Origin of the sequence: Pseudoalteromonas mucoides (genome assembly GCF_049257175.1) — a bacterium.
In the GTDB taxonomy this organism is placed as follows: domain Bacteria; phylum Pseudomonadota; class Gammaproteobacteria; order Enterobacterales; family Alteromonadaceae; genus Pseudoalteromonas.
Genome location: NZ_JBMMUC010000010.1, coordinates 38,247 through 50,159 on the forward strand (window position 1 = coordinate 38,247; position 11,913 = coordinate 50,159).

General features: G+C 42.3%; 13 protein-coding genes. 12 read left to right on the forward strand and 1 reads right to left on the reverse strand.

The features are described 5' to 3' along the window. The first annotated feature begins 2 nt into the window (after positions 1-2). The 10 genes from hisD (at position 3) to AAEU30_RS12255 (ending at position 8,084) form a co-directional block, all read left to right on the forward strand. On the forward strand, positions 3-1,304 hold the full coding sequence (hisD, locus tag AAEU30_RS12210; RefSeq protein WP_421960735.1) for a histidinol dehydrogenase: 1,302 nt from the start codon (positions 3-5) through the stop codon (positions 1,302-1,304). Continuing rightward, a complete protein-coding gene (gene hisC / locus AAEU30_RS12215) occupies positions 1,294-2,379 on the forward strand; it encodes a histidinol-phosphate transaminase (RefSeq protein WP_421960736.1) in 1,086 nt (361 codons plus the stop codon). Before hisD ends, hisC begins: the two co-directional genes overlap by 11 nt. Beyond that, entirely contained in the window at positions 2,376-3,437 is a 1,062-nt protein-coding gene (gene hisB, locus AAEU30_RS12220) for a bifunctional histidinol-phosphatase/imidazoleglycerol-phosphate dehydratase HisB (protein WP_421960737.1), read from the forward strand. Before hisC ends, hisB begins: the two co-directional genes overlap by 4 nt. After that, entirely contained in the window at positions 3,434-4,024 is a 591-nt protein-coding gene (hisH, locus tag AAEU30_RS12225) for an imidazole glycerol phosphate synthase subunit HisH (RefSeq protein ID WP_421960738.1), read from the forward strand. The genes hisB and hisH overlap by 4 nt, the downstream gene beginning before the upstream one ends. Before the next feature lie 34 nt (positions 4,025-4,058). Then, a complete protein-coding gene (locus AAEU30_RS12230) occupies positions 4,059-4,793 on the forward strand; it encodes a 1-(5-phosphoribosyl)-5-[(5-phosphoribosylamino)methylideneamino] imidazole-4-carboxamide isomerase (RefSeq protein WP_421960739.1) in 735 nt (244 codons plus the stop codon). Then, positions 4,775-5,554, forward strand: a complete 780-nt coding sequence (gene hisF / locus AAEU30_RS12235) for an imidazole glycerol phosphate synthase subunit HisF (RefSeq protein ID WP_309038064.1) — start codon at positions 4,775-4,777, stop codon at positions 5,552-5,554. The genes AAEU30_RS12230 and hisF overlap by 19 nt, the downstream gene beginning before the upstream one ends. After that, a complete protein-coding gene (gene hisIE, locus AAEU30_RS12240) occupies positions 5,545-6,159 on the forward strand; it encodes a bifunctional phosphoribosyl-AMP cyclohydrolase/phosphoribosyl-ATP diphosphatase HisIE (protein ID WP_421960740.1) in 615 nt (204 codons plus the stop codon). The genes hisF and hisIE overlap by 10 nt, the downstream gene beginning before the upstream one ends. Positions 6,160-6,455: 296 nt before the next feature. After that, entirely contained in the window at positions 6,456-7,193 is a 738-nt protein-coding gene (locus AAEU30_RS12245; RefSeq protein ID WP_421960741.1) for a DUF4097 family beta strand repeat-containing protein, read from the forward strand. 130 nt (positions 7,194-7,323) lie between these two features. After that, the gene (locus AAEU30_RS12250; protein ID WP_421960742.1) at positions 7,324-7,836 is read left to right on the forward strand and encodes a hypothetical protein; all 513 of its coding nucleotides are present in this window, start codon (positions 7,324-7,326) and stop codon (positions 7,834-7,836) included. A 50-nt stretch (positions 7,837-7,886) separates the two neighbouring features. Beyond that, the gene (locus tag AAEU30_RS12255; protein WP_087531510.1) at positions 7,887-8,084 is read left to right on the forward strand and encodes a DUF1289 domain-containing protein; all 198 of its coding nucleotides are present in this window, start codon (positions 7,887-7,889) and stop codon (positions 8,082-8,084) included. 45 nt (positions 8,085-8,129) lie between these two features. Here the strand turns inward: AAEU30_RS12255 and AAEU30_RS12260 are convergent, their stop codons facing one another. Next, positions 8,130-9,401 carry an O-acetylhomoserine aminocarboxypropyltransferase/cysteine synthase family protein gene (locus AAEU30_RS12260; RefSeq protein WP_421960743.1) on the reverse strand — a complete coding sequence of 424 codons (1,272 nt, stop codon included), beginning with the start codon at positions 9,399-9,401 and terminating at the stop codon, positions 8,130-8,132. Positions 9,402-9,714: 313 nt separating this feature from the next. Between AAEU30_RS12260 and AAEU30_RS12265 the strand changes: the two genes are divergently transcribed. Together AAEU30_RS12265 and tyrS are read left to right on the forward strand one after the other, a co-directional pair. Beyond that, positions 9,715-10,536, forward strand: coding sequence for a LuxR C-terminal-related transcriptional regulator (locus AAEU30_RS12265; RefSeq protein WP_421960744.1), 822 nt, complete (start codon positions 9,715-9,717; stop codon positions 10,534-10,536). Between the two features lie 78 nt (positions 10,537-10,614). Continuing rightward, positions 10,615-11,874 (forward strand): tyrosine--tRNA ligase, encoded by a 1,260-nt coding sequence (gene tyrS / locus AAEU30_RS12270; protein ID WP_421960745.1) that lies wholly within the window; start codon positions 10,615-10,617, stop codon positions 11,872-11,874. The last annotated feature ends 39 nt before the right edge of the window (positions 11,875-11,913 follow it).

The window sequence follows — 11,913 nt, forward strand, 5'->3', positions numbered from 1 at the left end:
CAATGCTGCGCTGGAATGAGGTATCCGCAGAGGCACAAGCAGCGGCGCTAATGCGCCCTGCAATAAGTGCAAGTGCAAAGGTAGAAGACATTTGCCAAACTATTATGGCAAATGTAAAAGAGCAAGGTGATGATGCTTTGCTCGACATGGCGAAAGAATTTGATAATCGTCCAACGCCACGATTATTAGTGCCAATTGAAGAAATTAATAATGCGGCACAGCAATTAAGTCCAGAACTTAAATATGCTATTGATACAGCGTATGCAAATGTTAAACGTTTTCACCAAGCACAATTGCCAAAAGATATTCAGTTAACCACACAACCTGGTGTGTTGTGTGAGCTGAAATATCAAGCCATTGAAGCCGTTGGTATATATGTCCCTGGTGGTAGTGCGCCACTACCTTCTTCGGTTATTATGCAAGGCGTACTTGCCCAATTAAGTGGTGCTAAAACAGTTGTTTTAACCACACCAGTGCAAGGCGATGCGCAAATCAATCCAGCAATTTTATATGCGGCTAAATTATGCGGAATCACAACAATCGTAGAAAGTGGCGGCGCAGGTGCAATCGCCGCCATGGCCTATGGCACTGGCTCTGTACCAAAAGTGAATAAAATTTTTGGCCCAGGCAATAGTTTTGTCACTATGGCTAAGCAATTAGTCGCTCAAACAATACCCGGAATGGCAATTGACATGCCAGCAGGTCCTTCAGAAGTTTTAGTTATCGCGGACGAACGCGCAAACCCTGAATTTATTGCCGCTGACTTATTGTCACAAGCTGAACACGGTGCCGACTCTCAAGTAATCCTGCTAAGTAATAGTGAATTAACCATTGAGCGCACACAGCAAGCAATCGAGCGTCAGCTTGCTAAGCTATCGCGACAAGATATCGCCGCAAAAGCACTGGCTAACTCGTCGCTAATTTTGGTTGATTCAATTGAGCAAGCATTTGATGTTTCTGCTCAATATGGTCCTGAACACCTAATTTTACAACTAGCCGATGCTAACCCACATTTAGCTAAAGTTAAAAATGCAGGCTCTGTATTTGTGGGTGATTATACCCCTGAATCAGCGGGTGATTATGCCTCCGGTACGAACCACGTATTACCAACTTATGGTTATAGCGCAACGTATTCGAGCTTAAATTTACTCGATTTTTTCCGCACATATACGGTGCAAACCATTACCCAAAATGGTTTAAAAAACTTATCAAAAGCAATTTTACCACTGGCTGATGCTGAAGGACTCGATGCCCACGCAAATGCAGTAAAGGTTCGTTTAGAGGCAATGAATTATGAGCAATAATGCGTTACTACCTGCCAACATTGATGCATTAGCAGCGTACAGCTCAGCTAAGAGTGAAAAATTAACAGGCACCACCTGGCTTAATGCTAACGAAAGTCCGTATGTGAAAAGTATTGATATCAACATTGACGATTTAAATCGCTACCCAGATCCACAACCTGCGAGCGTCATCAACCGATATGCACAATATGCAGGGCTTAGCACTGAGCAAGTATTAATGACCCGTGGTGCAGATGAAGGTATTGAGCTACTTGTACGCACATACTGTGAGCCAGCTAAAGACAGCATTGCGTTATTTTTACCAACTTACGGTATGTATAAGGTTACCGCTGATACTCATAATGTTGCTATTAATGGCTTAAGCCAAGCTTTACTTTTAGAGGGTTCAGTCGATGACATTATCAGCGCTGTTGGCGACTCTAAATTAGTCTTTATTTGTAACCCAAATAACCCAACAGGCAGCTTAACGCCGCTTGATAAAATCAAAGCAATTGCAATTGCCCTTGAAGGTAAAGCGCTGGTTATTGTTGATGAAGCCTACATTGAATTTTGCCCAGAGCAAAGCGCCAGTAAACTCATCAGCGATTACGCGAATGTTGTTGTGCTTCGCACACTTTCTAAAGCATTTGCGTTGGCAGGTTTGCGCACTGGCTTTACGCTGGCACAAGAGCAGGTGTTACTACCGATCCGTAAAGTCATAGCGCCGTACCCGGTATCAACAGTGGTGGCAAGTATTGCAGCTAGTGCCCTAAGCCCTGATGCCATTACTTCAATGCGCCGTCAAGTTAGCATTTTAAATGCTTTAAAAGAAAAACTAAAACAGTGGCTTAAAGCCTCACCCGCAGTATTAAATGTACTAAGCGGTGAAGGTAACTTTGTTACTCTAAAGCTTGCCAATAAAAACAGCTTTAATATTGCCCTACAACAAGGCTTAGTAATGCGAGCATTTACCTTGTATGGTGAAAACGATTGGCTGCGTATTTCTATCGGCAGTGAGCAAGAATTAGAACAAGTAAAAATCTGGTTAGATGGCCTGAGCCAATCAACCGCGCAAAAAGAGCAGGAAGTATCATGAGTAACCCCTATTTATTTATCGACCGAGATGGCACTATCATTTCAGAGCCGGTGACAGACAAACAAGTCGATAGCCTTGAAAAACTTGAGTTTTTACCTAATGTGATCCCTGCCCTGTTGCAACTGCAAGGCGCGGGTTATCGCTTAGTCATGGTATCAAACCAAGATGGCTTAGGAACAGACAGCTTCCCAACAGCTGATTTTGATATCGCTCAAAATAAAATGATGGATATTTTATCAAGCCAAGGGATTAAGTTTGACGACGTACTAATTTGCCCTCACTTTGATGAGCAAAACTGCGATTGCCGCAAACCTAAAACTGGCTTACTCACCGAACTCATGCGATCAGGTAAAGTCGATTTAGGCCGTTCATTCGTGATTGGCGACCGCCAAACAGATATTGGCTTGGCACAAAACTTATGCTGTGAAGGTATTTTGTATGACGGTGATTGGAACGCGATTGTTACCAAGCTTACCACTGCCGACCGCCAAGGTCGTGTTACCCGCAACACCAAAGAAACGCAAATTGATGTAAAACTCAATTTAGACCAAAGTAAAAATGGTGAGATAAGCACTGGCCTTGGTTTTTTTGATCACATGCTTGATCAAATTCGTACTCACGCAAACATCGGCCTCGATATTCAAGCTAAAGGTGACTTACACATTGATGAGCATCACTTAGTTGAAGACATTGGTATCGCACTTGGCCTTGCTTTAAAAGAAGCTTTGGGTACTAAATCTCAAATTGCCCGCTATGGGTTTGCGCTGCCAATGGATGAATGCAAAGCAGAGGCACAAATTGACTTATCAGGACGTGCATCATTTGTATTAAATGCTAACTTTAGCCGTGAAAAAGCCGGTGATTTAGACGTTCAAATGGTTGAGCATTTCTTTAAAAGTTTGAGTGATAACGCGGCTGTGAGTTTAATCTTATCGGTTAGCGACGGTAACTGCCATCACCAAGTTGAAGGCTTATTTAAAGCATTCTCACGTGCATTACGTATGGCTATAGCCGCTGATGCAAGCCAACAAACAGCCAGCTCTAAGGGGTGTTTATGATTGCCATCATCAATACAGGTTGTGCCAATATAAATTCAGTGCGTTTTGCCTTTGAGCGCCTTGGCGAAACGCCAGAAGTGATCACCTCACCTGAGCAGTTGAAAAACTTTGAACGCGCTATTTTACCCGGTGTTGGCCATGCATCTGTTGCTATGAAGCGCTTAGTTGAAGGTGGTTGGCAACAAGCAATAAATGAATACCAACGCCCGCTTATGGGTATTTGTTTAGGCATGCAACTTTTATGCGACAGCACTGAAGAAGGTAACGTGCAGTGTTTAGGTAAAATACCTGGTCAAGTAAAAGCGCTCGATGTCGGTAATTTAACATCACCGCACATGGGCTGGAACAACCTTACCCTTAAAGGCGAACATGCATTAACCAAAGGCCTTGATGTAAACGACCAAGTGTATTTTGTACACAGTTTTGCCCACACCGTTAACGATGCAACATTGGTTAGCGGCGAATATGGGCAAACGTTCTCAGCGATTGTAGCCAACGACAACTATGCAGGTATGCAATTTCACCCTGAGCGTAGCGCAAAAGTCGGTACTCGGTTATTACAAAACTTTTTAGACTGGCAGCTATAAGCTGCTGGCAAACAAAATTAAAAGAGAATTTAACGTGATTATTCCAGCATTAGATGTATTACAAAATCAAATCGTGCGTTTATATCAAGGTAAATACGATACCGCACAATTTTACCCGTTTGAGTTAGGCGCACGATTACAAGAATATGCACAAAGCGGCGCAGGTAAATTACACCTTGTTGATTTAGAAGGCGCACGGGATCCAAGTAAAAAGCAGTGGCAGCATATTCAAGCTGCAACCAAAGCACTAAACGTACCGTATCAAGTGGGCGGCGGTATTCGTACTGAGCAAGACGTCAATGATTGGCTAAACGCCGGTGCAAATCAGGTTGTCATTGGTTCAATGGCCGTTGAAAAACGCGATGAAGTGAAAAGCTGGATTGAAAAATTTGGTGCTAAACATTTTGTGATTGCCCTTGATGTCAATAAAACTGACAGCGGCTGGGCACCTGCGACTCACGGCTGGTTAAGTGAATCAGAATTTGGTTTATTTGAACTCATCGATTTTTATGTGGCATTGGGTGTGATTGACTTCCTATGCACGGACATCAGTAAAGACGGCACCATGACCGGCCCTTCATTTGCTCTGTACCAAGATTTAGCAAACCACAATAGCGATATAAAAGTACAAGCATCGGGCGGAGTCAGCTCACTTGATGATATTAAAAAACTCAAAGAGCTGGGTGTTGGCGGTGTTATTTTAGGTAAGTCACTTCTTGATGGTGCATTTAATGTTGAGGAGGCGTTGGCATGTTATCAAAACGCATAATTCCGTGTTTAGATGTTAAAGACGGCCAAGTCGTTAAAGGTGTTAAGTTTAAAGGTCACGAAATTGTCGGCGATATTCTAACTCTTGCCCAAGCTTACAGTGAAGCAGGCGCAGACGAACTGGTCTTTTATGAAATTAGCGCCAGTGTTGAAAAGCGCTTACTCGATGTAAATTGGGTTGAAAGCATTGCCCGTCATATCGACATTCCATTTTGTGTAGCTGGTGGTATTAAATCAGTCGCTGATGCCGCACGCGTACTTGAACGTGGCGCCGATAAAATCAGTATTAACAGCCCCGCTATTGCCCGCCCTGAGCTTATCAAAGAACTACACGATGAATTTGGTAAACAGTGCGTGGTGGTCGGTATTGATAGTTTTTATGATGAAGTCACCGGTGAGTACTTAGTGTATCAACTCACGGGCGATCCTAATGCATCTAGCCGCACACGTTACAAAACCGAAGAGTGGGTTAAACGTGTACAAGATTTAGGTGCAGGTGAAATTGTACTAAATTGCATGAACCAAGACGGTGTACGTAACGGCTACGATAACCAACAGCTATCTAAAATGCGCGCTTTATGTGACATACCACTGATTGCTTCAGGCGGTGCGGGCACCATGCAAGATTTTGTTGATGTATTTCAACAAAGCCAAGTTGATGGCGCATTAGCAGCGAGTGTATTTCATAAGAATGTGATCAACATCGGCGAATTAAAACAATATTTAACAGATAACCAAGTGGCGGCGCGACTATGCAACTAACTAAAGAAAACCTAACTCAAGTCGATTTTGCTAAAAGCGAATTGATCCCCGCCATTGTGCAAGATGCCCGTACTGGGGTTATTTTGATGCAAGGCTTTATGAATCAAGAATCCCTTGAAGTCACCTTCGATAAGCAAAAAGTGACGTTCTATTCGCGCTCAAAAAATCGTTTATGGACCAAAGGCGAAACCTCTGAGAATTACTTAGAAGTAGTGTCGGTGCATACAGATTGCGATTACGATTCAATTCTTGTACTTGCCAATCCACTTGGCCCAACGTGTCACTTAGGCACGCAAAGCTGCTTTGGTGATGATGCAAAGCCAGGTCTCAGCTTTTTAGCCCAGCTGGAACAAGTAATTGTTGATCGTAAAAACGATGACCCAGAAAAAAGCTACACCGCATCATTATTTGCCAAAGACTTAAGCCGTAGCTGCCAAAAGGTCGGCGAAGAAGGCGTTGAAGTAGCCCTTGCCGCGATGAAGCACGATAACGACGAGCTAACTAACGAATCTGCCGATTTGTTGTATCACTTAATCGTGTTACTACAGCGCCAAGGCCTTGAGCTGAAAGATGTGGTTGCATGCCTACAGGGTCGCCATAAGTAATTATCTACACGCGCTGGGCTTTGCTCAGCGCCTTGTTTGAAAAATCCTTAACTATATTAGAATTCACAAATAGACTAAGAGACGCTACTTTTCGATTACACTTTTGCTTTACCCTCATTTATTCCTCATTCTCCTCTCTTTGTGCAAAGGATATTTAAGTCAATTACTTACAAATAGGCTAAGCGCTTTAGATGCGCACACATAAGAGGCAATTAAAAAATAGCCCTCTCCTTTAAACCTTTTTATTGCTTTGTGCGACTAAACTAAAAACACGACATAAATGAAAGGGAATAATAATGACTAACACATTCAAACGCCTCACACTGCTAAGTGCAATTTTGCTATCAACTCAAGCGTTAGCGTGGAATAACGAATTAACATTACAAGAAACCAAACAACTTACGCTAGATGGCCAATCACTTTCAACATTAACTGTTGAAGCGGGCTCTGGCTTTTTGAACATAGTGGGCAGTAATACAAATTCTGTAACAGTAAAGGCTGAGATATACCAAGAACAACCACATAACAATTATTGCTTATCACTAAAACAACGCGCTAAAAGCGCCGAACTAATAGCTAATAGCTGTAATAACCATGATGAAGACCCTACACGCATTGACCTTACTGTGTCTATTCCTGCCAAATTTAAGTTAAACATTAACGATGGCTCTGGTTCACTGTCAATTGACAATGCAGGGGCAACAACTATTCATGACGGCTCAGGTAAAATTATCATTAACAATATTACTGGTACTCTTAATATTGATGATGGGTCTGGCTCAATTAATGCTCGCGACATTGAGGGGAAAGTAGTGATCAACGACGGCTCTGGCAGCATTAAACTTACCAACAGTCTAAGTGATGTAAAAATTCACGATGGATCAGGGACTATTAATGTTCAAAATACATCGGGGGCAGTTACAGTCAGCGATGGTTCTGGTGGTATTTATATCGATACAGCTCAAAGCTTTACTCTACTCACTGATGGCTCAGGAAGTGTAAAAATAGAAAATGTAGAGAACGTTAAACAATAGTCTTACACATCTCCAATGACTTAAGGGCGTTTGCTATTTTATTTTTGTCGCTTTAATAGCATTTTTTCAAGCCCTTAGGTATCCTTTAAGTAATTATCAAGGAACTGCTATTACAAAAGGATAGCGCACTATGAAAAAGTCTTTAACCATATTGCTTGGCGGCCTAATTTTATCTGGCTGTACAAGCCTAACACCTGAGCAAAAAGCTACGATTGATAATCTTACACCATGCGAAAAAATCAACGGTTTATTAGCTGCCTACGACACGCGTTTTGAAAAACTAAAAGGCACTCGCGTAACAACAAAATACGCCGAAAATTGGACTGCAAAATATGATCTTGTTGGTGATAAATGTCAAATTAGTGCCTTGGATGCTGATACTGTGACATACCAGTGTCAAGAGAGTTACCAAGACCAAAATCAGGCGGTGGCCATGCATCAAAAAGCCGTTGACTTCACTCGAGCTTGCTTAGTCCAAAATAACTGGCATCAAGAGCAAAAAGAGTCGGCTGAATCATTGCGCACTACCTTTGTACTTGACGAGTCTACACCAGTTATTTCAATTCATACAGGTAAGACAATGTCTCGTTCAAAACCATGGTCGACTTCCTTAGAAATCGGTAAACCCATTGCCTCTAAATAACTCAATATTTAGCCTTAAGCCAATAAATCTGATTTTAGAGCTATAAGATTATGAAGCCATCTAAAAGTAACAGTGCAATAGCATATAAAACAGACTGTATTGGGCAGTGCCACCGTTTGAAAGGCTATTGCACTGGATGTGGCCGTACCAGCGAAGAGATTTTCGATTGGATTATATTATCTGAAGCTGAAAAGCAGGCAATACTTCATACTCCTAGGCATGACTCAAACATACAAGCAGATAAATAATTTAAAGACTGGGCACAATTTATTTGCGCCCAGCTCTTAATGATTTTAGGCTTTATCTAATGCTTGGCTTACATCGGCAATAATATCGTCGATGCTCTCGATACCAACAGAAAGACGAATCAAATCACGGCTTACACCTGCTTTTTCAAGCTCTTGATCATTTAATTGACGGTGCGTTGTTGATGCAGGGTGACACGCTAGCGATTTAGCATCACCTATATTAACTAATCGCAGCACCATATTCAGTGCATCAATAAAACGAGTTCCGGCCTCTAAACCACCAGCAATGCCAAAGCTTAAAATACCTGATGCTTTACCACCCGTTATTTTTTTGCTCATAGCATTATAAGGGCTAGATTCAAGCCCTGCATAATTAACCCAAAGCACCTTAGGGTGATTTACAAGATACTCAGCAAGCTGTTGCGCGTTTTCACAATGGCGCTCCATACGTAGGCCTAGTGTTTCAAGCCCAATCATAATATCCGCAGCATTCTTAGGAGCAAGGGCAGCCCCTGTATTTCTCAGCGGCACAACGCGACAACGACCGATAAATGCCGCTTCTGCAAACGCCTCTGTATAAACCACGTTATGGTATGACGGATCAGGTTCATTCATCATTGCAAACCGAGTTGCATTAGCTTTCCAATCGAATTTGCCTGAATCGACTATCATCCCGCCAATTGCAGTACCATGACCATTAATGTATTTAGTTAATGAATGCACTACGATATCTGCCCCCAACTCAAACGGTCGGCACAGATAAGGCGTTGCTACTGTGTTATCTACAATCAGCGGGACACCTTTACTGTGAGCAATTTTCGCTAACTGTTCAATATCAACAATGTTCCCAGCAGGGTTACCTATTGACTCACAAAATACTGCGCGGGTATTTTCATCAATGGCCTGTTCAAATGCCGCGAAGTCATCAGCTTTAATCATGCGTGCTTCAATGCCTTGGCGCGGCAAACTATGGGCAAATAAGTTGTAGGTTCCACCATATAACTGACTGGTACTAACGATATTAGTACCTACTTCGCATAAACATTGAATCGCATAAGTAATCGCTGCCATACCTGATGACACAGCTAACGCACCAATCCCCCCTTCCATTGCAGCAATACGTTGCTCAAGAACCGCGTTAGTCGGGTTCATGATACGGGTATAAATGTTACCCGGTACTTTTAAATCAAATAAATCAGCACCGTGCTGTGTATTATCAAACGTATACGATGAGGTATTATAAATCGGCACCGCAGCTGATTTAGTGGTAGGCTCTGATTCATACCCGTGGTGCAATGCTAAGGATTCAAGTTTCATAATTTATCCCTTCAATTAATTTGCTACTAAACTAGCATTTATTGGCTACAAAGTGCACTTGAAATATATTAAAGGATGTTGAAATAATTAGATTTAAGTTAACGTCAGCGAAGAGCGATAAACAGACGGTCGCTCAACCCTATTTTTGGACAATTTTGGGTTATGTACATTCTAAATTAACATTTAACAGATTGTTTTAGATATTAGAAAGCTTTTAACCGACAGACCAAACTCTGTCATACACAACATATAACTTTGGGATAGCAGCTTGTTGCGTTATTCTTATCCCAACCTTTATCGACTCTCGAATCACATGCATAATGACGAATTAAACATACATCTTGCAGATACGATTTCTGCTCTTAACTCACCAAACTTTACACCCAAACTCATGCATGTGATCAGCGTATTATTGAATTTTGATTGTGCTGTGATCTTAGGTTATCGAGAAGGTAAACGCCCTATCTATCTGTATGATTCGATTGAAAATGAACGCGATCTCCTGTTCCAACGTTATCTCACCACATCTTTCCAAAGTGACCCGTTTTATCAAAAGCTTAACGCTAACAAAGAACAAGGTATCTTTACGCTTAAAGATATTGTGGACAAAGACGTCGCACGTAACGACCTCGATTACCAAGCCTACTGTGAGCACTTCTACCATCAAACCGGCTGGAAAGATGAACTCAGCATGCTGATTGAAATCGAACCGACGCGTTGGGTTATACTGTACTTCGGTTTTATGGAAAACGACAAACGCTTCACCATGCCTCAATTAGCTAAGCTAAAATCTTACTTCACCATTATCCAGTCTTTGTGCCAGCAGCATTGGAAACAGACAGAGTTTACACTCGCCGAGGCAGTTTTCAGCCCTGCAGCCTATTCGGGGCAACTACGTGCAGCGATTGAATCTGCACTGGCGTCCTTTGGGCAATCAGTCCTTACCAAGCGAGAGCAAGAAATAGCAGCACTGATCGCGCAAGGTAATGGCAGCAAAGAGATTTCAAAGCAGTTAGGTGTTGCCGAAGGCACAATAAAGAACCACCGTAAGCGTATCTATGCACAGTTGAATGTTGCGTCGCTAAGTGAATTATTTCAGTTATTTCTCAATCATTTGATCACTCAATCAAGATAACAAAATGTCCCTTTAGGGATATACCTCGATCCCATCTGGTCTTTTAATCTGAGTATAACCAAACCAGATAAAGAGAAGATGATGACACTAATTAAAGATTTACAAGCTCGCGGCTTGATTGCCCAAGCTAGCGATTTAGATCAAGTTAAACAACTACTATCTGAGCCACAAACCTTGTACTGTGGTTTTGATCCAACGGCAGGTAGTTTGCACATTGGTCACCTAGTACCTTTGATTATGCTCAAGCGTTTTCAAGATGCAGATCACCGAGCCATTGCTCTGATCGGTGGTGCTACGGGTATGATTGGCGATCCGAGTTTTAAAGCGACAGAGCGAAGCTTAAACTCAGAAGAAACCGTAACGGGTTGGATACAAGAACTATCGAACCAGATCCAACAACTGATGAATAAGCAAGTCAGTAATCCAATGATTATGGTCAATAATGCTGATTGGGTTAAGCAAATTAACGTAATCGATTTCTTCCGTGACGTGGGTAAACACTTCTCTGTAAACACCATGATTAGTCGCGAATCGGTAAAGCAACGCTTACAACGCCCAGATCAAGGTATCTCGTTTACCGAATTCAGTTATGCGCTGCTGCAATCTTACGACTTCGCCGAGCTAAACCGTCAGTACGGCTGTCGTCTGCAAATCGGTGGTAATGATCAATGGGGTAACATTGTAGGTGGGATTGATCTTACTCGTCGTCAAAATGGTGAGCAAGTATTTGGCTTAACCTTACCGTTGATCACCAAATCCGATGGTACTAAATTTGGCAAAACTGAAGGTGGTGCTGTGTGGCTGGATCCAAGTAAAACTTCACCCTACACCTTCTACCAATTCTGGTTATCGGTGGAAGATACAGATGTTTACGACTTCCTACGTTACTACACCTTCTTGAGCTGCGATGAAATCGCAGCGATTGAAACTCAAGACAAAGATAGTAAAGGCAAACCGCAAGCACAGCGTATTTTAGCGGAGCAAATGACACGCTTTGTCCACGGTGAAGAAGGTTTAGCAAGCGCAGAGCGAATCACTCAAGCGTTATTTAGCAACAACGTGCAGCAATTGAGCTTGAGCGAGATGAAACAGTTGGAACTCGATGGCTTACCCAGCATGCAAAGTGCTGAGCAAGACTTAGTAGAGCTTCTGGTTGAATCAGGCTTAGCCAAATCAAAGCGCATTGCCCGAGAGCTAATTGATAGCCAAGCCATCAGAGTGAACGGCGAGAAAGTTGATGTAGAAAATTCTAGCTTGAACTTCCCGCTGTTCGACCGGTACTGGTTGCTTCAACGCGGTAAAAAGAATTTCTACTTGGTGAAACGTATAGTGGGTTAATTCATACCTTATCTAGGGTCAAACCCTACCTCAAGGCAT

Coding starts and splice junctions, on each gene's coding strand:
- hisD (WP_421960735.1), top strand. CDS start 3: ATGCTGCGCTGGAATGAGGTATCCGCAGAGGCACAAGCAGCGGCGCTA.
- hisC (WP_421960736.1), top strand. CDS start 1,294: ATGAGCAATAATGCGTTACTACCTGCCAACATTGATGCATTAGCAGCG.
- hisB (WP_421960737.1), top strand. CDS start 2,376: ATGAGTAACCCCTATTTATTTATCGACCGAGATGGCACTATCATTTCA.
- hisH (WP_421960738.1), top strand. CDS start 3,434: ATGATTGCCATCATCAATACAGGTTGTGCCAATATAAATTCAGTGCGT.
- hisF (WP_309038064.1), top strand. CDS start 4,775: ATGTTATCAAAACGCATAATTCCGTGTTTAGATGTTAAAGACGGCCAA.
- hisIE (WP_421960740.1), top strand. CDS start 5,545: ATGCAACTAACTAAAGAAAACCTAACTCAAGTCGATTTTGCTAAAAGC.
- AAEU30_RS12245 (WP_421960741.1), top strand. CDS start 6,456: ATGACTAACACATTCAAACGCCTCACACTGCTAAGTGCAATTTTGCTA.
- AAEU30_RS12250 (WP_421960742.1), top strand. CDS start 7,324: ATGAAAAAGTCTTTAACCATATTGCTTGGCGGCCTAATTTTATCTGGC.
- AAEU30_RS12255 (WP_087531510.1), top strand. CDS start 7,887: ATGAAGCCATCTAAAAGTAACAGTGCAATAGCATATAAAACAGACTGT.
- AAEU30_RS12260 (WP_421960743.1), bottom strand. CDS start 9,401: ATGAAACTTGAATCCTTAGCATTGCACCACGGGTATGAATCAGAGCCT.
- AAEU30_RS12265 (WP_421960744.1), top strand. CDS start 9,715: ATGCATAATGACGAATTAAACATACATCTTGCAGATACGATTTCTGCT.
- tyrS (WP_421960745.1), top strand. CDS start 10,615: ATGATGACACTAATTAAAGATTTACAAGCTCGCGGCTTGATTGCCCAA.